This is a genomic window from Bradyrhizobium sp. SZCCHNR1043 (genome assembly GCF_032489675.1).
In the GTDB taxonomy this organism is placed as follows: Bacteria; Pseudomonadota; Alphaproteobacteria; order Rhizobiales; family Xanthobacteraceae; genus Bradyrhizobium.
On sequence record NZ_JAUEYN010000004.1, the window covers coordinates 346,930 to 369,581 of the forward strand.

Sequence of the window (22,652 nt, forward strand, 5' to 3'; positions counted from 1 at the left end):
ATTTGCGCTCCGCGATCCCGCGCACTAGCATCGTGCCAACGTCGTTGCGGAGGAAGCGGTCATGAACGCGCCGGTCAGCGGAGATGGCACCAAGGAGTGCAAGGAGGCCAGCGCAGCCGTGGGCGCGGCGCAGCAGGCTCTGCTGGAGGCGCTGCCGTTCGGCGACACCGCCGATTTCGATGATGCCGCCCGCGGCTTTCTCGGCACGATCGATCAGGCCAAGGTGGCGACGGCGCAGGGGCGCACCGTCTGGAGCCTCGCGCCTTACGGCTTCCTCGACGCGGAGCAGGCGCCGCCGACCGTCAATCCCAGTCTGTGGCGGCAGGCAAAGCTCAACATGCATCACGGCCTGTTCGAGGTCGTGCCCGGCGTGTACCAGGTGCGTGGGCTCGACATAGCCAACATGACGCTGATCGAGGGGGACACCGGCGTGATCGTGGTCGACACGCTGACCTCGATCGAGGGCGCGCAGGCTGCATTGGAACTGTACTACCAGCACCGCGGCGTCAGGCCGGTCACGGCGGTGATGTTCACGCATACCCACACCGATCATTGGGGCGGCGCGCGCGGCGTGGTCGACGACGATGCCCTGACCAGCGGCCGCGTGCCGCTGATCGCGCCGAACCTGTTCATCGAGCATGCGGTCTCCGAGAACATCATCGCCGGTCCTGCGATGCTGCGCCGGGCGCAATATCAGTTCGGGCCGCTGCTCGCGAAGGGTCCGAAGGGCCATGTCGATTGTGGGCTCGGCAAGACCATGGCGGCGGGGGCCGTTGCGCTGTTGCGGCCGACCGACCTGATCATGGCAACCGGTGACACCAGGACCATCGACGGTCTCACCTTCGAATTCCAGATGGCGCCGAACAGCGAGGCGCCGGCGGAGATGCATTTCTTCGTGCCGCGCTATCGCCTGTTGAACCTCGCGGAGAACTGCACGCACAACTTCCACAACCTGCTGCCGTTTCGCGGCGCCGACGTGCGCGACGCGCTGGCGTGGTCGAAATATCTCGGCGAGGCGCTGCAACTGTGGGGCGGCAAGGCGGAGGTGATGTGCGGCCAGCATCATTGGCCGATATGGGGCGCGAGCCGTGTCGACGGCATGATCCGCGAGCAGCGCGACCTCTACAAGTTTGCCCACGACCAGACGGTGCGGCTGATGAATCATGGCCTGACCGCAAGCGAGATCGCCGAGCAGATCAGGCTGCCCCGGAGCCTCGAAGGGGCATGGCATGCGCGCGGCTATTACGGCCACATCCGCCACAACGTGAAGGCGATCTACCAGAAATATCTCGGCTGGTATGATGCCAATCCGGTCAATCTCGATCCGCTGCCGCCGGTCGAGGCCGGCCGGAAATACGTCTCCTATATGGGCGGGGCCGAGGCGCTGCTGGCGCGGGCGAGCGCGGACTTTGCCAACGGCGAATTCCGCTTCGTCGCGCAGGCCGTGGGTCATCTCGTCTTCGCCGAGCCGGACAATGCCGAGGCGCGCGCGCTGCTGGCCGACACGCTGGAGCAGCTCGGCTATGCCGCCGAGAGTGCGACCTGGCGCAATGCCTATCTGTTCGGCGCGCAGGAGCTGCGCCAGGGTATGCCGGAGGTTCCGGCCCGGCCCGGCCTGCCGCGCGAGACGCTGGCGGCGCTGCGCACCGAGCAGCTATGGGACGTGCTCGGGGTCAGGCTGAACGGGCCCAAGGCGGAGGGCAAGCACATCGTGCTGAACTGGACGTTCACCGACACCGGCGAGCGCTTCGTGCTCACCTTGCAGAATTGTGCGCTGACCTATGCGGTCGGCGTGCAGGCGTCGACCGCCGATGCGGGGTTCACGCTGGCGCGTTCGACGCTTGATGCGGTCATTGCCAAGGCCACGAGCTTTCCGGAAGCGGTCGCCGCCGGAAAGATCAGCTTCGCGGGCAATCCGATGCGGCTGGCCGAGCTGATGTCGCTGATGGATGAGTTCCCGCGCATGTTCGAGATCGTCGAGCCGAAGCGAGGCGCCGTGACCTGAGTTGAGGCGGAGGCCGGGCTGCCGACTTGCCCGGCCTCCTCGTGCTATTCGGCGCTGCTGACCAGCCGGATGCGCGGCTTCGCGATGTCGATCAGGCTGCGATACGCGGCGAGATAATCGAGCGCCATGCGGCGCGCGGTGAAGCGGCGCTCGAACTGCTCGCGCACGCGGGCGCGGCTCAGGTCGGGCAGGCGATTGACGGCCGCGACCGCGCTGAGCTCGTCCTCGACGATGAAGCCGGTCACGCCGTCGTCGATCACTTCTGGAACCGAGCCGCGGTTGTAGGCGATCACGGGCGTGCCGCAGGCCATCGATTCGATCATCACGAGGCCGAACGGCTCCGGCCAATCGATCGGCAACAGCAGTCCGAGCGCGCCAGACAGGAACTCCGGCTTCTCACGATCGCCGATCTCGCCAATGAACTCGACGAGCGGATTGTCGTGGATCAAGGGACGGATCGTCTGCTCGTAATAGTCTTGGTCAGCGCGATCGACCTTGGCCGCGATCTTCAGCGGAATCCCGCAGCGCATGGCGATCTTGATGGCACGGTCGACACCCTTTTCCGGGGCGATGCGTCCGAGCACGGCGAGATAGCTCGGCGTCACCGGCTTGGGCATCAGGAGCGTTGCGGGCAGTCCATGCAGCACGGTGCGCACCCAGTTCGCATTCGGCACTGGCCGGCGCTGTGAGTCCGAGATCGAGACGACGGGAACATCCTTGAAGACCGAGAACACCGGCTGGTGCTCCGGAAGATCGAGCCTGCCGTGCAAGGTGGTCAGGAACGGTGTGGGTTGCCGGTGGAACAGGGAGAACGGGTAGTAGTCGAGGTGGAAGTGCAGAATGTCGAACTGTTCGTCGTCGCATTGCTGCCGGACGTTTTCGAGCATCACCATGTGCAGCGCGTTCGGATCCCTCACCGATCCGTCGAGGCGCAGAGCTTTCGGCCATGTCGGAGAGAGCTTCGCCGAGGTCTGAGAATCGCCGCTGGCGAATAGGGTGACGTCGTGTCCGAGGGCAACGAGCTCTTCGGTCAACCAATGAACGACCCGCTCAGTGCCGCCGTAGAGCTTCGGAGGCACGGCCTCCGTCAATGGAGCTATTTGCGCAATGCGCATCTCGTCGTCTCCTGTTCGTGACCGATCATGGATGAATCCCCAATGGCGCCGGCACTGCCACAGCGGGAACGTTGTCGCATGTGCGAAGTTCCATTCACGCGATCACTCTTTCTTCGACACAACGTGTTCCGCGCCGTCTTATTGATGCCATCCCCGCTCTCCAACGCTGCCCGCCGCGGCATCACCGGAGGGCAGGGTTGCGCTGCGAAGGCGCACGGAACCGGAGAAATGGTTCATCGTTCATCTGGCCCCATCAGGTGTCGCCACGACCTCGCTCATCAAGGGGAAGACCATGGATCAGCTTTCAGGCTACGCGCACCGACCCTTTCCCTTCGTGATGCGCTATCTGCGCAAGCGTCCCACCGCCCATCTCGTTATCCTGATGGCCGTCATCGGTGCGGTTGCCTGTTCGGTAGGCACGCAATATGGCGTGAAATCCCTCGTCGACAGCCTCTCCGCCGGGCCTGCGGGGGGCGGCAACGTCTGGGCCGCGTTCGTGCTGCTGATGGCGCTGATCGCGACCGACAACATTCTGTGGCGCGTCGCCAGCTGGATCGCGAGCTTCACCTTCGTCCGTGTCACCGGAGATCTCCGGCGCGACATCTTCCGTCATCTCACCGGGCATTCGCCGAGCTATTTCGGCGACCGTTTGCCCGGCATGTTGTCGAGCCGCATCACGGCGACGTCGAACGCCGTGTTCACCGTCGAGAACATGTTCGTCTGGAACGTCTTGCCGCCATGCCTCGCCACCGTCGCGGCGATCTGTCTGATCGGAACCGTGAGCGGCCCGATGGCCATCGGCCTGCTGCTGATCGCGGCGATGATGGTGGCGGCGATGTTCCGTCTGGCGGCAGCCGGCAAGCCGCTGCATGACGATTTCGCCGACAAGGCGGCCATGGTCGACGGCGAGATGGTCGACGTGATCTCGAACATGCCGCTGGTGCGCGCGTTCTGCGGCCTGCGCCACGAGCATGACCGATTCGATGCGACGGTCGACAGGGAGCTGGAGGCGCGCGGGCGCAGTCTTCGCTACCTCGAGAAGCTGCGCATTCTGCACGCGACGGTCACGATCGTGCTGACGGTCGCGCTGATGGCTTGGGCGATCTCGCTGTGGCAGCGGGGCGGGGCGACGACGGGCGACGTCGTGCTGGTCTGCACGCTCGGCCTCTGCATTCTCAACGCGACGCGCGATCTGGCGGTGGCGCTGGTCGACGTCACCCAGCACGTGGCGCGCATGAGCGAGGCGATCGCGACCCTGCTGCAGCCGCACGAGCTGCGCGATCACCCCGAGGCCGAGCCGCTGGTCAAGAGCGGTGCGGCCATCGCCTTCGACAACATCACCTTCCACTATCCAGGCGGCCACAAGCTGTTCGACAATTTCACGCTGCGCCTGCAGCCGGGCCAGCGCGTGGGCCTGGTCGGACAGTCCGGCGGCGGCAAGTCGAGCCTGTTCACGCTGCTGCAACGGTTCTATGATCCGCAAGCCGGGCACATCAGGATCGATGGTCAGGACATCGCCAAGGTCACCCAGCAGAGCCTGCGTGAGGCGATCTCGGTGGTTCCGCAGGACATCTCGCTGTTCCATCGCTCCATTCTGGAGAACATTCGCTACGGACGTCCGAGTGCGACCGACGACGAGGTGTTGCGGGCGGCGATCGCGGCGCGCTGCGACTTCGTCGAGACACTGCCGGAAGGACTGCAGACGATGGTCGGGGATCGCGGCGTCAAGCTGTCGGGCGGGCAGCGCCAGCGCATCGCGATCGCGCGGGCGTTCCTCAAGGACGCGCCGATCCTGCTGCTCGACGAAGCCACGGCTGCGCTCGACAGCGAGTCCGAGGAGGCCATCCGCGAGGCGTTGAGTCGGCTGATGCGCGGCCGCACCGTCATCGCGATCGCGCATCGGCTCGCGACCTTGCGGAATTTTGACCGCGTGGTGGTGCTGAAATCGGGCAGGATCATCGAGGACGGCGCACCCGACCGGCTGATGCAGGACGAGGGCCCGTATCGGGATCTCGTGACCCAGGAGATGAACCGGCTCGCCAAGTTCGCCGCCTGATCGTAGCGTCGGGTCGCGTCGAGAACGTGCACTCTCGGTTGTCTGGGCACTTCAACATCGCATGAGGCCAACATGTCCGCCGAAGTCGCAAGCACACTGTCGTCGATCACCCAGACGGACGAGCCCGCGGAGCAGCCGTTCTATATTCCCATGACGGGGCCGGCGTCCCGGCCGCGGCGCTCGCTCAAGCACGACGATACGTTCATCGTCCTCGACGGCCACGGCGACATCGGCGCCTCGGCCGGCGGACCGGACGGTCTCTTCAACGCTGATACGCGCTATCTCGCGCGGCTCGAATTGACGTTGGACGACGTTCAGCCCCTGCTGCTCGGCTCGAGCCTGCGCGACGACAACTCCGCGCTGACCGTCGATCTCACCAATCCCGACATCTACAGCCAGGGCCGCCTGGTGCTGCCGAAGGATATGCTGCACATCGTGCGCACGATCTTTCTGTGGCATGGCACGGCCTATCAGCGCATCGGGCTGCAGAACCATGGCGATCGCCAGGCCAGCTTCGATCTCAAGCTGACATTCGACAATGATTTTGCCGACCTTTTCGAGGTGCGAGGCACCGTGCGGCCGCGGCGCGGCATCAGCGCGAGCCGGCTGGTGGACCCGTCCGAGGTCGTCCTGCGCTATCGCGGCCTGGACAACGTCCTGCGCACCACCGACGTGAGCTTCGATCCGCGTCCGACGCATCTCACCGTCAATGCCGCAACCTATCATTTCGATCTTGCCCCGCAGGAATCGGCCTCGCTGTTCGTGGCCGTGATGTGCAACGCCAAGGCCGGCGAGCGGCCCCGGCGCTTCTTCCGCAGCCTGCTCGCCCATCGCCGCGAGATGCGCCGATGCACCGTAGGCGCCGCCAGCATCGAGACCTCCAACGACATCCTCAACGAGGTGCTGTGCCAGGCAGCGGCCGATCTGAACATCCTGATGACGGATACGCCGGAGGGGCGTTATCCCTATGCCGGCATTCCCTGGTATTCGACGACATTCGGTCGCGACGGGCTGATCACCGCGCTGCAGATGCTGTGGGTCGATCCGCGCATTGCCCGCGGCGTCCTGCGCCGGCTCGCCGTGCATCAGGCGCGCACGACCGATCCGCTGTCCGATGCCGAGCCCGGCAAGATCCTGCACGAGATGCGCGGCGGCGAGATGGCGGCGCTGCGTGAGGTGCCGTTCGGCTGCTATTATGGCAGCGTCGATTCCACGCCGCTGTTCGTGCTGCTCGCCGGCCTCTATATCGAGCGCACCGGCGACATCGACACCCTGAGGGAGCTATGGCCGGCGATCGAGCTGGCGTTGCGCTGGATCGACGGCCCCGGCGATCCCGATCGCGATGGCTTCGTGGAATATCAGCGCGCCTCCGAGCAGGGTCTCGCCAACCAGGGCTGGAAGGACTCCTACGACGCGGTGTTCCATGCCGATGGACGTCTCGCGGAAGGTTACATCGCGCTTGCGGAGGTGCAGGGCTATGTCTTTGCCGGCAAGCAGCTGGCGGCGCGTTGCGCCCGTCGGCTCGGCAAGGCCGAGATGGCGGACCGGCTCCAGGCCGAGGCCGCTGATCTCGCGGAACGGTTCGAGGACGCCTTCTGGTGCGAGGATCTGAACACCTATGCGCTCGCGCTCGACGGCCACAAGCAGCCCTGCCGCGTCCGGACGTCCAACGCCGGGCAGCTGCTGTTCAGCGGCATGGTGCGCGAGGATCGCGCCCGCAAGCTTGCCGCCGAACTGCTGCGGCCGCATTTCTTCTCGGGCTGGGGCATCCGCACCGTCGCCTGCGGCGAGCCGCGCTACAATCCGATGTCCTATCACGACGGATCGATCTGGCCGCACGACAATGCGCTGATCGCGCTCGGCCTGTCGCGCTATGGCCTGAAGCATGCGGTCGAGCAGGTGTTCGGCGGCCTGTTCGAAGCAGCGTCCTACATGGATCTGCGCCGGCTGCCGGAGCTGTTCTGCGGCTTCCGGCGCGAGAAGCATCGGGGCCCGACGCTCTATCCGGTGGCCTGCGCGCCGCAGGCCTGGGCCAGCGCAACCCCATTCACCTTGCTCGAAGCGGCGCTCGGGCTCGAGTTCGACGCCGCGCGCGGCGAGATCCGCCTGCGCAATCCGCGGCTGCCGGCGTTCCTGGACTGGGTGGTGCTGCGCGATCTCAGGCTCGGCAACTCGACGATCGACCTGCGGATTCGCCGCCATGGCGAGGACATCTCCATGGAGGTGCTGCGGCGGCGCGGTCAGATCCAGGTCTCGCTGGTGCTGGCGCAATGATGACGCTGAAACGCGCCCTCCGCCGAGCTGCTCGCAGCTGCCTCCTCATGCTGCCGCTGCTGATCGGTCTGCATGCGACTCATGGGCATGCGCAGCAGCCGTCGCCGACACCGCCTGCCAAGGATGCGGCGGCGCCCGCGAAAGAGCCGGCACCACCCCCTTCGGTCACGATCCTCGGCGCGCGCGATGCGCATGGCGTGCTCGGTCGCGACGTGCGCAGCTCGACCGGCGAGGACATGGGCCACATCGTCGACGTCATCGTCGATCTCACCGGCACGGTGCGCGCCGCGGTGATCGATTTCGGCGGCTTCCTCGGCGTCGGCAGCCGCAAGATCGTGGTCGACTGGACCGCGCTCGATTTCAAGCACATCGCCGAGAAGAGCGACCAGGTCACGCTCGACCTCACCAAGGAGCAGGTGAAGGCCGCGCCCGAATACAAGGAGGACAAGCCCGTCGTGGTGCTCGGCGCGTCCGGCAAGCTGTCTCCCTGGGATTTCGATCATTGAGTTGATGCGTGAGATTGCCGGTCCGGCCTGCGCGTGCAGCGGAACACGGTGGGGATGTTCTGTCCCGTCAGCCTCATGAGTTGAGATGAGTTGAGATGTGAGAGCCATGCCGATTGCACGGCCGTCGAGATCGCCTGACCGGGAGTCCGAGCCTGACGGCGCGGCAGAGGCGGGCGCGCGTCCGGATACCGGGGAGGATCATGGCCAGACTTCAAGACCAGCGCCGTCGCGGCAGAGCCTGCGCGGGCTGGACTGGTTCATCTTCTTCCTGGCCGACGTGCAGACCGGCTTCGGTCCCTTCATCGCGGTCTATCTGACGACGCAGAAATGGACGCAGGCGCAGATCGGCCTGGTGCTGTCGATCGGCGGCATCGTCGGGCTGATCGGGCAGATGCCGGGCGGCGCGATCATCGATGCGGCCAGATCCGAGCGCCGCGTCGCCGGCCTTGCCATCGCGGCCATCGGCGGCTGCGCGCTGGCCTATGCGGCTTGGCCGATCTTTCCCGTGGTCGCGGCTGCCGCAACGTTGCATGCGGCGGCGAGCTGCGTGCTGGGACCCGCGATCGCGGCGATCAGCCTCGGCCTGGTCGGGCCGCGCGGCATGGCGGAGCGGCTCGGCCGCAATGCGCGGTTCGCGTCGCTCGGCAATGGCGTGGCCGCGGCCGTGATGGGCACCTGCGGCTATCTGCTGTCCAGCCGCGCCGTGTTCCTGGTCACCTTCATTCTCGCCTTTCCGACGCTGATCGCGTTGTCGCGAGTCCGCGAGCGCGAGATCGACGTCGCGCGGGCGCACGGCCGGGCCGATCACGAGGACAAGGAGGTCGCGCGGCTGTCGAATCTGCTCGGCCTGTTGCGTCAGCGCGCGCTGCTCGTCTTCGCGCTCGGCGTGTTCCTGCTGCAACTCGCCAATGCGGCGATGCTGCCGCTGATGGCCGGCGTGGTGACGACGAAATCGAGCGAATGGGCGCCGATGCTGATCGCGTTCTGCATCGTGGTGCCGCAGGCGATCGTGGCGCTGACCTCGCCCTCGGTCGGCGCGGTGGCGCAGCAATGGGGCCGCAGGCCGCTGCTGATGCTGGGGTTTGCCGCGCTCGCGATGCGCGGCGCGCTGTTCGCGGTCGTGCACGATCCCTACGTGCTGGTGGCGGTGCAGATCTTCGACGGCGTCACCGCGGCCGTCTTCGCCGTCATGATTCCACTGACGGTGGCCGACGTCGCCTTCGGCAGCGGGCATTTCAATCTGGCGCAGGGAATTGTCGGGACAGCGTCGGGGATCGGCGGATCGCTGTCCACCGTCGTCGCCGGCTTCGCCAGCGACCGCTACGGCAGCGCCACCGCCTTCATGGGTCTGTCGGGCGCGGCGCTGACAGGTCTTCTTCTGATCGCGCTGCTGATGCCCGAGACCGGGCACCGCCGGCGCAGGGCGTGAACGGGCAGAACGCCTCAGGCGTCCATGCTGCGCAGGCGCTGGCGGTTGCGCAGCACGATCTGGCGGGCACCGGAGAAGCCGAGAACGCCCTGGCTGTGCAACTGCGACAGCGCGCGCGATACGGTCTCCAGGGTCAGGCCGAGATAGTCGCCGATATCGCGGCGGCACATCGGCAGCGCCATCATGCCAGCGACGGCGAGGCGGCGGTCCATCTCGAGCAGGAAGGTGGCGACGCGCTCCATCGCGGTCTTGCGGCCCAGCAGCAGCATGTGGTCCTCGGCATGGCGAAGATCGCCGGCCGTCATGGTCCAGAGCTTGCGGGCGACCGTGACGTCGACGCCTGCGGCCTGTTCGAGGCTGCGGCGTTTCACCAGGCGCACGGTGGTGTCGATGATGGCTTCGGCGGCGAGACGGTGCATGGAGCCGAATTCGAGGCCGAAAACGTCCCCTGGAAGATGGAAGGCGCCGATCTGGCGGCGGCCGTCGGAGAGCAGCTTGTAGCTGCGAACCGCGCCGGAGATCACCTGGTAGACGTACTCGGCCGGCTCATCCTCGCCATAGATCTCCTCGTCCTTCTTGTACGAGAACTCGCTGGCGATCAGCCCGGTGTGGCCGGTGATCTCGGCAAAGGGATTGGCCGCAGGAGAGGGGACGGTGTGGGGAACGTTGGTGCTGACGACCGAATTGATAATCGACTGATTGAGCATGACCATCTCCTTGCGGCGGATGGCGATGTGGTACACGGCGGCTCCCGTTAAGGACATTTCGCGCGATATCTTAAGGGGGGCCCCTTACGTAGATATACGTAGGCCGGCCGGGTCAGGAGACGCGCTGTGCGGTACCCGAATGGTCGTTGGCGATCGCTTTGCGGATCCGCTTCACCAGATTGTCGTCGAGCAGCGGCTTGAGCAGGAAATCCTGGATCCCGACGGCCGCCGCGCGCGCCGCAAGCCTGTCATCGTAATGGCCGGTGATCAGCACCACCGGAGCGGTGGCGCCCTGCTTACGCAACCGTTCGGCGAGCTCGACCCCGTTGATCTCCGGCATCTTGTAGTCGACCACGAAGCAGTCGACGGGCGCGTGGTCGGAGGCCTTGAGCAGCGCGGTGCCGCTGCGAAACGTGCGCACGTCGAAGCCGTCAGCCTCCAGCAGGAAGCGCAACGAGCCGAGGACGTCAGCATCGTCGTCGGCTACGTAGACCGTAAGTTTTGTGTGAGCCGACATCGCACGTGCCGCGAGAATGTGATGTTGAACCGAGGCACAACATAACACTCGATTCTGTCAAGGTATCTTGATCTAGCTCAATCCTTCAGCGCGCCTGCGCGCATCGCCAGGCGCACCAGCTCGGAGAGGCTGTTCGCTCCCATCTTGGTCATCACGTTGGCCCTGTAGACCTCGATGGTGCGCGGACTGATGTCGTATTCGCGCGCGATCAGCTTGTTGGAGAGCCCGGCCATCAGTCCATCCATCACCTGTCGCTCCCGGGGGCTCAGGCTGGCGACGCGTGCCAGGACATCCTGCGTGACCGATTCGTTCTTCGCGGCCGGCTCTGCCTGCTGGATGGCCGTTTCGATCATGGCAACCAATCGCTCGTCCTCGAACGGCTTCTCCAGAAAATCGACCGCGCCGAGCTTCATCGCCTCGACCGCGAGCGGCACGTCGCCATGGCCGGTCATCACCAGGATCGGAAAGCTGCTGCCGGCGGCCTTCATGCGCTTGAGCAGCTCGATGCCGTCGATGCCGGGCATCCGCACGTCCGAGACGACGCAGCCGAAAGGGAGCGTCGGCAGTCGGCCGAGGAAGACCTCCGCGTTCTCGAACAGCGTGACGTCGAAGCCTGATGAATCGAGCAGGAAGTTGAGCGAATCCCGCATCGCCTCGTCGTCGTCGATCACATAGACCTTGGCCCGTTCAGCCATCGTGCTCAACCCTGGTCGAGGCCGCCGGCAGGGTGAAGCGGAACGTCGCTCCGCCCGCCTCGTTGTTCTCGGCCCACATGCGCCCCCCGTGGGCCTCGATGATGGACCGGCTGATCGAGAGGCCGACTCCCATTCCAGTGTCCTTGGTGGTGAAGAAGGTCTTGAAGAGGTTGGGCATGACGTCGTCGTGGAATCCCGTTCCGGTATCGGAGACCGAGACCTCGATCAAGTCGTCGCCGAGTCTGCGATTTGTCGCACTGAGCTCGCGGCGGGCGGAATGAGACATCGCCTCGAGCGCATTGCGGAACAGATTGACCAGGACCTGCTGGATCTGGACCCGGTCGGCCAGCACGAGGTCGGCCTCCGGATTGAGCTGGAAGCGCAACTGGACGTTCTGCTCGCGGGCGCCGGAAAGGCCGAGCGCGCCGGCTTCCTCGATCAGCTTCGACAGGCTCTCGACCCGCTTCTCCGATTCGCCGCGCGAGACGAAGTCGCGCAGACGGCGGATGATCTGGCCGGCGCGAATCGCCTGCTCGGCGGCGCGGTCCATCGCGCTCTCGATCTTGGGCGTGTTCGGATCGCCGCTGCCGGCCAGCAGCCGGCGCGAGCCTTTCATGTAATTGCTGATCGCGGCGAGCGGCTGGTTCAGCTCATGCGCCAGCGCCGAGGCCATCTCGCCCATGGCGCTGAGGCGCGACACGTGGACCAGCTCCGACTGCAATTCGCGCAGCCGCGCCTGGGTCTGCTGATGCTCGGTGAGATCATGGGCGAAGCCGGTGAAATAGGGCTTGCCGCCGGACTGCATCTCGCCGATCGACAGATGCATCGGGAATGTCGTGCCGTCGCGGCGGCGGCCGGTCACGATACGGCCGATGCCGATGATACGGCGCTCGCGGCTGGCGTGGTAGCGGGTGAGGTAGCCGGCATGGCGGGAGCGGTCCGGCTCGGGCATCAATTCGCTGACGTCGAGGCCGACCGCCTCCGCCTCGGTGAGGCCGAACATGCGCTCCGCCGCGGAGCTGAAGAACTGGATCGTACCGCTGCCGTCGATCACGATCATCGCGTCCGGCACGGTGTCCAGGATCGAGCGGAAATGCTGCTCGCGCAGCCGCAGCGTCTCCTCCAGCCGCTTCTCCTGGTCGATGTCGAGGGCGATGCCGCGCAGACGGTGCGGTGTGCCGGCCTCGTCGGGGACCACGCCGGCAAGCACGCGAATCCAGTGGCCGCTGCCGGACATCTTGAACGACATGTCGAACCCGGTGCTCTGACGGCGCGAATCCTCGATCGCGGCCTCAACCGGCGCGCGATCCTCGGGCGCCAGCAGCGCCAGGAAGGAGCCGTAGGTCACCGGCTCGTCGGCCGCCACGCCGAACAGCTTCCGCGTCGTCACCGACCAGTAGAACTCGCCCGAGGCCAGATCGAGATCCCACGCGCCGAAGCCCAGCGTCCGAGCGTCGTCGGGTCTGGCGGATGCATCCGGGAAGGGTTGGGTGAAGCCGCGCAATTCGAAGCCTTTGATCGATTCGCCGTTGTTCGATTCGCCGTTATCGCCGCAGCCGGGAGGCCGACCACCGCGGTATCCTATACCAGATTGCGCCCCTGCAACCCGGCCCGACTTAAACTTTGGTTCGACAATTCAAGGCTTTCTCCGATCGTGGGCCGGGTTCCAACGGTGTCCTGCCGCCCGTGCTTTACCGCCGCACCTTGATCTATCTCATCACGGCAGGTGATTTCACCTCTAAGAGCTGCATGGAAGCAATGTTTGGAGAGACGGGATGACGTTCGCGACTGTGATGGTGAGCCTTGCGCTCAGTCAGCCGAATGAGGCCCGCCTTCAGGTCGCGGCCGACCTTGCGGCGCGCTTTGACGCGGGTGTCATCGGCGTGGCGGCTGCGGAATTCGCGCCGCCGCTCTACTTCACGACCGGCGAGCAGGCGCAGGATCTGATCGAGCAGGGCGAGGCCGCGCTGCGGAATCGACTGGCCGAGCTCGAACAGCAGTTCCGCACCGCCGTTGGTGACCGGGCTGCGTCGTTGAGCTGGCGCGGCGCTGTAGATTTTCCCGCGCGCCATGTGCTGGCGCAGGCCCGTGCCGCCGACATTCTCGTCACCGGCAGCGTGCCGCCCGGGATGTCCGATGCGTTCGCGGTCGCCAATCCCAAGGATCTCGTCATGCAGGCCGGGCGCCCGCTGCTCGTGGTGCCGGACAACGCCAGTTCGCTCGATCTTGGGACCGTGCTGGTGGCCTGGAAGGAGACATCGGAGGCGCGCCGGGCCCTGACCGATGCCCTGCCGCTGCTCGCCAAGGCGAGCGGCGTCGTGGTCGTCGAGATCCTGGAGAACACCTCGGAATATGACGCCTGCACAGCGCGTCTTGCGGACGTGGTCGCATGGCTCGGCCGTCACAAGATCGCCGCATCGGCGCGCGTCGCGGAGCCGGGGCAGGGACGGAACGTTGTGGCCACGCTCGACGCCGTCGCTGCCGATCTTTCGGCAGGCCTCGTGGTGGCCGGCGCCTATGGCCATTCCCGGTTCCGCGAGCTCGTGCTCGGCGGGGTTACCGAGCATCTGATGACGCGCAGTGAGCGTTGCGTTCTGCTGTCGCACTGAAATTCGACCCGCTCCATCCGAGAACAGGATTGCCGCCTTGTACAGATTTCTCGAGGAAACCGCCGGCAACTACATGACGCGCAACGTCACGACCGTGAGCCGGGAGACGACGATCCGCGAGCTCGGCGAGATGTTCGACCGCGACGATTTCAACACCTACCCCGTCGTCGAGAACGACGAGGTGATCGGCATCGTCACCAAGTTCGACGTGCTGAAATGCTTTGCCTTCACGCCGAATCAGATGCTGCCGCGCTACAGCGACCTGATGAACCGGACGGTCGCCGACGTGATGACGTCCGAGTTCATCTACGTCAGGCCGGATACGAAGCTGACGCGCGTGCTGCAGCTGATGGTCGAGCATCGCATCCGCAGCCTTCCCGTGACCGATGCCGACAACCGCGTGGTCGGGATCGTCGCCCGCGAGGACATCGTGCGAGCGCTGGCGGCTGCCGCCAAGGATTGAGCGCGGCGCGCTGAGTCCGAAGCCTGCTACGAACGTCTAATGACGGCCGGCATGCATTGCTGCATGCCGGCCGTCGCCGTGTCTGCGACCGAAACCGCGTCGTCGTGCAACACTCCGCCTGTTTACCGGCGAACCGGTCGCAAAGTTGATTTCGATCAATTCCACGTGTGAACGATTGTGGTTGCTGGGCTCGTGTTCTTTCAGCGAGATTCCGCATGAGCGCGTCCTCATCCACAAAATCCATGACCATCGGCGAAAGTGGCTTGTCGCTCACTTTTGCCGTCACCGCCTTCCTGTGCGTCTTCGCTGCGGCGAAGGCACTGGATACGGCCTTCGCGTTCCACGCCTCGCTCGCGGCTGCCGCCAGCGCGGCGTCCGTCTTCTTCATCCTCAACCGCTACTTCGAGCGCGGCGAGCTGCCTCCGCAGGAGATCAATGGTCGGCCGAACTACAATCTCGGTCCGATCAAGTTCGCCTCGTTCATGTCGATGTTCTGGGGCATCGCCGGCTTCACGGTCGGCCTCATCATCGCCTCGCAACTGGCCTGGCCCGCGCTGAACTTCGACCTGCCATGGACCAGCTTCGGCCGCCTGCGGCCGCTGCATACCTCGGCGGTGATCTTCGCCTTCGGCGGCAACGTGCTGCTGGCGACGTCGTTCTACGTCGTGCAGCGGACCTGCCGCGTGCGCCTCGCCGGCGATCTCGCGCCCTGGTTCGTGGTGATCGGCTACAACTTCTTCATCCTGATCGCGGGCACGGGCTATCTGCTCGGTGTCACCGAGGGCAAGGAGTACGCCGAGCCCGAATGGTACTCGGATCTTTGGCTGACGATCGTCTGGGTGGTCTACCTGCTGGTCTTCCTGACGACGATCATCAAGCGCAAGGAGCCGCACATCTTCGTGGCGAACTGGTTCTACCTTGCCTTCATCGTCACGATCGCGGTTCTGCACCTCGGCAACAACCCGGCGCTTCCGGTGTCGCTGTTCGGCTCCAAGTCCTACATCGCCTGGGGTGGCGTGCAGGATGCGATGTTCCAGTGGTGGTATGGCCACAACGCGGTCGGCTTCTTCCTGACCGCCGGCTTCCTCGCCATCATGTACTACTTCATCCCGAAGCGGGCGGAACGGCCGGTCTATTCCTACCGGCTGTCGATCATCCACTTCTGGGCGCTGATCTTCCTCTACATCTGGGCCGGCCCGCACCATCTGCATTATACGGCGCTGCCGGACTGGACGCAGACCCTGGGCATGACCTTCTCGATCATGCTGTGGATGCCCTCCTGGGGCGGCATGATCAACGGCCTGATGACCCTGTCGGGAGCGTGGGACAAGCTGCGGACGGACCCCGTGCTGCGCATGCTGGTCGTCTCGGTCGCCTTCTACGGCATGTCGACCTTCGAAGGTCCGATGATGTCGATCAAGGTGGTCAACTCGCTCAGCCATTACACCGACTGGACCATCGGTCACGTGCACTCCGGTGCGCTCGGCTGGGTCGGCTTCGTCTCCTTCGGCGCGCTGTACTGCCTGGTGCCGTGGATCTGGAACCGCAAGGGTCTCTATAGCCTCAAGCTCGTGAACTGGCACTTCTGGACGGCCACGCTGGGCATCGTGCTCTACATCTCCGCGATGTGGGTCTCGGGCATCCTGCAGGGTCTGATGTGGCGGTCCTACACGGCGCTCGGCTTCCTCGAATACTCGTTCATCGAGACCGTCGAGGCGATGCACCCCTTCTACATCATCCGTGCCGCTGGTGGCGCACTGTTCCTGATCGGCTCACTCATCATGGCCTACAATCTCTGGATGACGGTCCGTGTCGGTGAGGAAGAAGTTCAGTCGCCCGTCGCCCTTCAGCCGGCGGAGTGAGGTATCAACCATGTCTTTCTGGCAACGACACCAAGTCTTCGAGAAGAACTCGATCATCCTGGTCATCGGCATCCTGCTGGTGATCGCGATCGGCGGCCTCGTCGAGATCACTCCGCTCTTCTACCTGAAGAGCACGATCGAGGCGGTCGACGGCGTGCGTCCCTATACGCCGCTCGAGCTGGCCGGCCGCAACATCTACGTCCGCGAGGGCTGCTATCTCTGCCATTCGCAGATGGTTCGTCCGCTGCGCGACGAAGTGGAACGCTACGGCCACTTCTCGCTCGCCGCGGAGAGCATGTACGACCATCCGTTCCAGTGGGGCTCCAAGCGCACGGGTCCTGACCTTGCCCGCGTCGGCAACAAGTACTCCGACGACTGGCATGTCACCCACCTGACCAACCCGCGCGCCATCGTCCCGCAATCGATCATGCCCGGCTATCCCTTCCTGAAGGAGACCGAGCTGAACGCCGACAACGTCGCCGATCACCTGAAGACGCTGCGGGCGGTGGGTGTGCCCTACACCGACGACCAGATCGCCAACGCCGCCGCCGACCTCAAGGCGCAGGTCGATCCGGACGGTGCCGGTGCCGAGGCGCTCACCAAACGCTATCCGAAGGCGGTGGTGCGCAACTTCGACGGCAAGGCGGGTGCTCCGACCGAGATGGATGCGCTGGTTGCGTACCTGCAAATGCTCGGCACCTTGGTCGACTTCAAGATCTACAACGAAAAAGCCAATCTGCGCTGAGATCAGAGGCGAACATCATGAAGCCCATCATTGCAGTCGAAAACATCGCGTCGTCACTCGTGACGACGCTGTGGACCCCGATCTTCGTCGCGATCTTCATCGCGATCGTGACCTATGCCCTCTGGCCTCGCAACAAGGCCGCTTTCGACGAGGCGGCGAGCATGCCGTTGCGGGAGGATTAATTCATCATGGCTGACCATACCGAAGTCGACAGTGTCTCCGGCACCCCCACCACCGGCCACGCCTGGGACGGCATCAAGGAGCTCAACACCCCGCTGCCGCGGTGGTGGGTGATCACCTTCTACATCACCATCGTCTGGGCGATCGGCTACTGGATCGTGTATCCGGCCTGGCCGACCATCTCCAGCAACACTCAGGGCCTGTTCGGCTACTCGTCCCGTGCGGACGTGGCGGTCGAGCTTGCCAATCTCGAGAAGATCCGCGGCGCCAAGATGGCGGCGCTCGCGACCGCCTCGCTCGCCGACATCGAGAAGGATCCGGCGATGCTGGCCCTGGCGCGTGCCAAGGGCAAGACCGTGTTCGGCGACAACTGCGCCGCCTGCCACGGGACCGGCGCGGCCGGCGCCAAGGGCTTCCCGAACCTGAACGACGACGACTGGCTGTGGGGCGGCTCGCTGGAGCAGATCCAGCAGACCCTGCTGTACGGCGTGCGCTCGGGTCACCCGAAGACGCGTGAGGGCCAGATGCTCGCCTTCGGCAAGGACGGTGTCCTGAAGCCGGCTGAGATCGTCACGGTCGCCAACTACGTTCGGGAGCTGGCGGGCCTGCCGACCCGGCCGGGTTATGACGCCAAGGCCGGCGCCAAGGTCTTCGCCGAGAACTGCGCGGCCTGCCATGGCGACAACGCCAAGGGCAATCCGGACCTCGGGGCGCCGAACCTGACCGACAAGATCTGGCTCTACGGTTCCGACGAGGCGACCCTGATCGAGACCATCACCAACGGTCGCGCCGGTGTCATGCCGGCCTGGGAGGGCCGTCTCGACCCGACCACGATCAAGGCGATGGCCGTCTACGTCCACTCGCTGGGCGGAGGAAAGTAACGGAAATCCAACGGAACCTTTCCTTCAATTGAGCTGAATCAACTGCGCGGCCGGAGGTGGGAATACCTTCGGCCGCAACTGCGAGAAGACCCCCCAGCCATGACCCGCCAGCCATGAACCAGACGGTAAGACCGGACGACCTGAAGCCTCAGGACCTGCAGCCGGTGGACGATTACGGTCCGCTCTATGCCGCGCACAGGAAGGTCTATCCGCAGAGCGTCTCAGGAACCTTCCGCCGGATCAAATGGGGCCTGATGGGCTTCTGTCTCGGTGTCTATTATTTCCTGCCGTTCGTGCGCTGGAATCGCGGCTTCGGCGCGCCCGACCAGGCGGTGCTGATCGACTTCCCGAACCACCGCTTCTATTTCTTCTTCATCGAGCTATGGCCGCAGGAGGTGTACTACTTCACCGGCCTCCTGATCATCGCCGCCATCGGCCTGTTCCTGATGAACGCGATCGGCGGCCGCATCTGGTGCGGCTATCTGTGCCCACAGACAGTGTGGACCGACCTGTTCTACGCGGTGGAGCGCCTGATCGAGGGCGACCGCCGCGAGCGCATGAAGAAGGATGCCTCCAGCGACCCGATGAAGCTGGAGCGGATCTCGGAGCTCTTGCTCAAGCATTCGATCTGGCTGATGATCGCGTGGTGGACCGGCGGCGCCTGGGTGCTGTATTTCAGCGATGCGCCGACGCTCGTGAAGGATCTCATCACCTTCCAGGGGCCGATGCTCGCCTATGTCTGGATCGCGATCCTGACCGCGACGACCTACACGCTCGCCGGTTTCATGCGCGAGCAGGTCTGCGTGTATATGTGCCCGTGGCCGCGCATCCAGGCGGCACTGACCGATGAATGGGCGCTCAACGTCACCTACCGCTACGACCGCGGCGAGAGCCGCATGTCGGTCAAGAAGGCCGCCGAATTGCGCGCGCTCGGCCAGCCGGCCGGCGACTGTATCGATTGCAAGCAATGCGTGGCGGTGTGCCCGACCGGCATCGACATCCGCGACGGCGCCCAGATGGACTGCATCCAGTGCGGCCTCTGTATCGACGCCTGCGACACCGTCATGACCAAGATCGGCCGCCCGACGCGGCTGATCGGCTATGACAACGACATCAACATCCATCGCCGGCAGGAAGGCAAGCCGCCGATCTACAAGCTCGTGCGCCCGCGGACCATCGTCTATGCCGCGATCATCGCCGCGGTCGGCGGCGCCATGGCCTACAAGCTCGCGACCCGGTCGCTGCTCGAGGTCAACGTGCTGCACGATCGCAATCCGATTGCGATCAAGCTGTCCGACGGCTCGATCCGCAATGCCTATACGGTGCGCGTCCTCAATAAGCACGGCTTCGATCGCGTCATCGCCATCGACATCGAGGGGCCCGTCAATTCGACCGTTCACGTCGTCGGCGCCGACTCCGTCACGCCGGATCGACCGATGATCGTGGTCGGCCGCGACCAGACCGAGGAGCTGCGCCTCCTGGTGACTGCGCCCGAGGAGAGCAATCCTGCGAAGTCCATCCCGGTGAAGTTCCACGTGACGGATATCGGTCTTGGCGTCGTCGCCTCCGCCACCGACAATTTCGTCAGCCCGTAAGCTAGGAGCCTGTCAATGGCCAGCCGTTCCAATCCTTCTTTCCAGCTGACCGGAGGCATGGTGCTCGCGATGCTCCTTGCCTTCTTCGGGACCGTGATCGGCGTCAACGTCTACATGATGAAGATGGCGATCTCGACCTTGCCGGGCACCGAGGTCGACAGCGCCTACAGCGCGAGCCTCGGCTACGAAAAGGAGATCGCGGCGGCGCGCGCCCAGGAGGCGCGGCGCTGGCAGGTCGAGGCGCATATCGAGCGTGGCGCCGGAGGCGCCGCCATTCTGCAGGTCAACGCGCGCGACGCGAGCGGCAATCCCGTCTCGGGCCTGACCTTCCAGGGCCGGCTCGAGCGTCCCGCCGACAAGCGCGCGGATCAGGAGGTCGCGCTCGCCGAGGTCGGCATCGGCATCTATCGCGGCACGGCGGAGGCGATCGCGCCGGGCCAGTGGGACCTCGTGCTCGAAGGCGATTCCAGCGGCCGACGCCTGTTCATGTCGAAGAACCGCGTGCTGCTGAACTGAAGGGATTTCGATCATGCATGCGACGCGTGACTTCTCTCACTACGTCAAGGATCTCGGGGCAGGGCTGAAGCATATCGACCTCGCGGTCGAAGGCGTCAGCTGCGCCGGCTGCATGGCCAAGATCGAGCGCGGCCTCTCCGCGCTGCCCGACGTGACGCTGGCGCGCGTCAATCTCACCGACCGCCGCGTTGCGCTGGAATGGAAGCAGGGCACGCTCGATCCGGCCAAGTTCATCGATCGGCTCGCCGAGCTCGGCTACAAGGCCTATCCGTTCGAGAAGGCGAGTGCAGAAGCCACCGAGGCCGAGGAGTCGCGCTTCCTGCTGCGCTGCCTTGGCGTCGCGGCGTTCGCGACCATGAACGTGATGATGCTGTCGATCCCGGTCTGGTCCGGCAATGTCAGCGACATGCTGCCCGAGCAGCGCGACTTCTTCCACTGGTTGTCGGCCGTGATCGCGCTGCCGGCTGCGGCCTATGCCGGCCAGCCGTTCTTCCGCTCCGCCTGGCGTGCCTTGAAGACCGGTAACGTCAACATGGACGTGCCGATCTGCATCGGGGTGATCCTGGCCTTGGGCATGTCGATCGTCGAGACGTTTCATCACGCCGAGCACGCCTATTTCGACGCCGCGATCATGCTGCTGACCTTCCTGCTGGTCGGCCGCTATCTCGACCAGAACATGCGGCGGAAGACCCGCGCCGTCGCCGGCAATCTGGCCGCGCTGAAGGCGGAGACCGCGACCAAGTTCATCGGCCCCGACGAGATTTCGGAGGTGCCGGTCGCCGCCGTTCGCGCCGGCGATCTGGTGCTGCTGCGTCCCGGCGAGCGCTGCGCGGTCGACGGCGTGGTCGTCGAGGGCCGCTCCGAGATCGACCAGAGCCTGATCACCGGCGAGACGCTCTACGTGCCGGCCGAGCAGGGCACCGCGGTCTATGCGGGTTCGCTCAACATTTCCGGCACGCTGCGCGTCCGGGTCTCGGCCGCCGCCGAGGGCACCTTGCTCGCCGAGATCACGCGCCTGCTCGACAACGCGCTGCAGGCCCGCTCGCGCTACATGCGGCTGGCCGACCGCGCCTCGCGGCTGTATGCGCCGGTGGTGCATGCGACCGCAGCGCTCACCGTGCTCGGCTGGGTGCTGATGGGGGCGAGCTGGCACGACGCCATCGTCACCGGCATCGCCGTGCTGATCATCACCTGTCCCTGCGCCCTCGGGCTCGCGATTCCGACGGTGCAGACCGTGGCTTCTGGCGCGATGTTCAAGTCCGGCGTGCTGCTCAATGCGGGCGATGCGATCGAGCGCCTCGCCGAGGCCGATCACGTCATCTTCGACAAGACCGGCACCTTGACGCTGCCGGAGCTCGAGGTCGTCAACGCCGCCGACATTCCTGCAGACGTGTTCGCACTGGCCGGCCAGCTCGCGCTGTCGAGCCATCATCCGGTGGCGGCGGCGGTGGCCCAGGCTGCCAATGCGCGTTCGCCGCTGATGGGCGCGGTCGAGGAGCCGGGGCAGGGTGTCCGCGCCGTCGTCGACGGCGTCGAAATCAGGCTGGGGCGTCCGGCTTTCTGCGGCGCGGAGGCGCTGGTTGCGCAGACCAGCAGCGTCGATCCCGAGGCTTCGGTGGTTGCCTTCAGCCGCGGCGATAGCAAGTACCTGTTCTCGGTGCGCCAGGGCCTGCGCCCTGACGCCGCCAAGATCGTCGCCGGCCTGCAGCGGCGCGGCATCAAGGTCGAGATCCTCTCGGGCGATCGCGAGGCGGCGGTGGCCGCCGCCGCCATGGCGCTCGGCATCAACGAGTGGCGCGCGGGCGTGACGCCGGCCGACAAGATCGCGCGCATCGAGGAGCTGAAGCGGGCCGGGGTCAAGGTCATGATGGTCGGCGACGGCATGAACGATGCGCCGTCGCTCGCCGCCGCGCACGTTTCGATGTCGCCGATTTCGGCCGCGCATCTCAGCCAAGCCACCGCCGATCTCGTCTTTCTCGGTCGTCCCCTGGCGCCGGTGCTGGCTGCGATCGACTACGCGCGCAAGGCGCTGCATCTGATGCGGCAGAATCTATGGCTCGCGGTCGGCTATAACGTCCTGGCGGTGCCGCTTGCGATCAGCGGCGTCGTCACCCCGCTGATCGCGGCAGCCGCGATGTCCGGCTCATCGATCATCGTCATGCTGAATGCGCTGCGTGCCCGCAAGGTGGCTGGGGAGGCCGTGTCATGGAAGTGATGATCATTCTCGTTCCGCTCGCTTTGGCGCTCGGCCTTGCCGGTCTGGTCGGCTTTCTCTGGTCGCTGAAGAGCGGCCAGTACGACGATCTCGAAGGGGCGGCTTGGCGCGCGATCGCCGACGACGATGAGCAGGCCCCGCCGGCTCAATCCGAGCCCGCGCCGAGCCGGTCCTGAACGCCCGGCAGCGTCAGCCAACGCGCCAGACATCCCACGACCGCGAGCGCGGCGGCGATGCCTGCTCGGCGCACTTGCTGGCATATTCGATGGTCTCGCCCTGCTG

The 22,652-nt window shown here is 65.6% G+C and carries 20 protein-coding genes; 15 read left to right on the plus strand and 5 right to left on the minus strand.

All coding sequences use genetic code 11. The annotated features are described in order from the left end of the window. The first annotated feature begins 61 nt into the window (after positions 1–61). Positions 62–2,005 carry an alkyl/aryl-sulfatase gene (locus QX039_RS09215; RefSeq protein ID WP_315737138.1) on the plus strand — a complete coding sequence of 648 codons (1,944 nt, stop codon included), beginning with the start codon at positions 62–64 and terminating at the stop codon, positions 2,003–2,005. A gap of 44 nt (positions 2,006–2,049) precedes the next feature. Here the strand turns inward: QX039_RS09215 and QX039_RS09220 are convergent, their stop codons facing one another. Next, complete coding sequence (locus QX039_RS09220; protein ID WP_315737139.1) at positions 2,050–3,120, minus strand: glycosyltransferase family 4 protein; 1,071 nt, start codon at positions 3,118–3,120, stop codon at positions 2,050–2,052. A gap of 292 nt (positions 3,121–3,412) precedes the next feature. Between QX039_RS09220 and QX039_RS09225 the strand changes: the two genes are divergently transcribed. The 4 genes from QX039_RS09225 to QX039_RS09240 all read left to right on the plus strand — a co-directional run bounded on the left by QX039_RS09225 (position 3,413) and on the right by QX039_RS09240 (position 9,385). Further along, positions 3,413–5,176, plus strand: coding sequence for an ABC transporter ATP-binding protein (locus QX039_RS09225; RefSeq protein ID WP_315737140.1), 1,764 nt, complete (start codon positions 3,413–3,415; stop codon positions 5,174–5,176). A 72-nt stretch (positions 5,177–5,248) separates the two neighbouring features. Further along, positions 5,249–7,450 carry an amylo-alpha-1,6-glucosidase gene (locus QX039_RS09230; protein WP_315737141.1) on the plus strand — a complete coding sequence of 734 codons (2,202 nt, stop codon included), beginning with the start codon at positions 5,249–5,251 and terminating at the stop codon, positions 7,448–7,450. A 47-nt stretch (positions 7,451–7,497) separates the two neighbouring features. After that, positions 7,498–7,956: a PRC-barrel domain-containing protein gene (locus QX039_RS09235; protein ID WP_315737142.1), complete on the plus strand. Its 459-nt coding sequence runs from the start codon at positions 7,498–7,500 to the stop codon at positions 7,954–7,956. A 106-nt stretch (positions 7,957–8,062) separates the two neighbouring features. After that, positions 8,063–9,385 carry an MFS transporter gene (locus tag QX039_RS09240; RefSeq protein ID WP_315772437.1) on the plus strand — a complete coding sequence of 441 codons (1,323 nt, stop codon included), beginning with the start codon at positions 8,063–8,065 and terminating at the stop codon, positions 9,383–9,385. Between the two features lie 14 nt (positions 9,386–9,399). Here the strand turns inward: QX039_RS09240 and QX039_RS09245 are convergent, their stop codons facing one another. From QX039_RS09245 to fixL, 4 genes are all read right to left on the minus strand, one after another. Further along, a complete protein-coding gene (locus QX039_RS09245; RefSeq protein WP_315737706.1) occupies positions 9,400–10,092 on the minus strand; it encodes a helix-turn-helix domain-containing protein in 693 nt (230 codons plus the stop codon). Between the two features lie 112 nt (positions 10,093–10,204). Beyond that, the gene (locus QX039_RS09250) at positions 10,205–10,609 is read right to left on the minus strand and encodes a response regulator (protein WP_315737144.1); all 405 of its coding nucleotides are present in this window, start codon (positions 10,607–10,609) and stop codon (positions 10,205–10,207) included. A 77-nt stretch (positions 10,610–10,686) separates the two neighbouring features. Further along, positions 10,687–11,304 carry a response regulator FixJ gene (gene fixJ / locus QX039_RS09255; protein WP_315772439.1) on the minus strand — a complete coding sequence of 206 codons (618 nt, stop codon included), beginning with the start codon at positions 11,302–11,304 and terminating at the stop codon, positions 10,687–10,689. Then, on the minus strand, positions 11,297–12,808 hold the full coding sequence (fixL, locus tag QX039_RS09260; RefSeq protein ID WP_409998883.1) for a sensor protein FixL: 1,512 nt from the start codon (positions 12,806–12,808) through the stop codon (positions 11,297–11,299). Before fixL ends, fixJ begins: the two co-directional genes overlap by 8 nt. Positions 12,809–13,079: 271 nt before the next feature. On the opposite strand from fixL, the gene QX039_RS09265 reads away from it, so the two are divergent. The 10 genes from QX039_RS09265 to ccoS all read left to right on the plus strand — a co-directional run bounded on the left by QX039_RS09265 (position 13,080) and on the right by ccoS (position 22,546). Beyond that, positions 13,080–13,913 (plus strand): universal stress protein, encoded by an 834-nt coding sequence (locus tag QX039_RS09265; protein WP_315772441.1) that lies wholly within the window; start codon positions 13,080–13,082, stop codon positions 13,911–13,913. Positions 13,914–13,950: 37 nt separating this feature from the next. After that, complete coding sequence (locus QX039_RS09270; RefSeq protein WP_315737147.1) at positions 13,951–14,376, plus strand: HPP family protein; 426 nt, start codon at positions 13,951–13,953, stop codon at positions 14,374–14,376. A gap of 215 nt (positions 14,377–14,591) precedes the next feature. Next, a complete protein-coding gene (gene ccoN, locus QX039_RS09275; RefSeq protein ID WP_315737148.1) occupies positions 14,592–16,238 on the plus strand; it encodes a cytochrome-c oxidase, cbb3-type subunit I in 1,647 nt (548 codons plus the stop codon). Positions 16,239–16,248: 10 nt separating this feature from the next. Further along, positions 16,249–16,983, plus strand: coding sequence for a cytochrome-c oxidase, cbb3-type subunit II (gene ccoO, locus QX039_RS09280; protein ID WP_172236801.1), 735 nt, complete (start codon positions 16,249–16,251; stop codon positions 16,981–16,983). 17 nt (positions 16,984–17,000) lie between these two features. Beyond that, entirely contained in the window at positions 17,001–17,165 is a 165-nt protein-coding gene (locus QX039_RS09285; RefSeq protein WP_315715702.1) for a cbb3-type cytochrome c oxidase subunit 3, read from the plus strand. A gap of 6 nt (positions 17,166–17,171) precedes the next feature. After that, entirely contained in the window at positions 17,172–18,044 is an 873-nt protein-coding gene (gene ccoP, locus QX039_RS09290) for a cytochrome-c oxidase, cbb3-type subunit III (RefSeq protein WP_315758486.1), read from the plus strand. Between the two features lie 113 nt (positions 18,045–18,157). Further along, positions 18,158–19,639, plus strand: a complete 1,482-nt coding sequence (gene ccoG, locus QX039_RS09295; RefSeq protein WP_315772442.1) for a cytochrome c oxidase accessory protein CcoG — start codon at positions 18,158–18,160, stop codon at positions 19,637–19,639. Positions 19,640–19,654: 15 nt separating this feature from the next. Beyond that, the gene (locus QX039_RS09300) at positions 19,655–20,155 is read left to right on the plus strand and encodes a FixH family protein (protein ID WP_315737152.1); all 501 of its coding nucleotides are present in this window, start codon (positions 19,655–19,657) and stop codon (positions 20,153–20,155) included. Between the two features lie 13 nt (positions 20,156–20,168). Further along, positions 20,169–22,370 (plus strand): cation-translocating P-type ATPase, encoded by a 2,202-nt coding sequence (locus QX039_RS09305; protein ID WP_315772444.1) that lies wholly within the window; start codon positions 20,169–20,171, stop codon positions 22,368–22,370. Then, positions 22,361–22,546, plus strand: coding sequence for a cbb3-type cytochrome oxidase assembly protein CcoS (gene ccoS / locus QX039_RS09310; RefSeq protein WP_315737154.1), 186 nt, complete (start codon positions 22,361–22,363; stop codon positions 22,544–22,546). Before QX039_RS09305 ends, ccoS begins: the two co-directional genes overlap by 10 nt. Positions 22,547–22,652 lie beyond the last annotated feature (106 nt).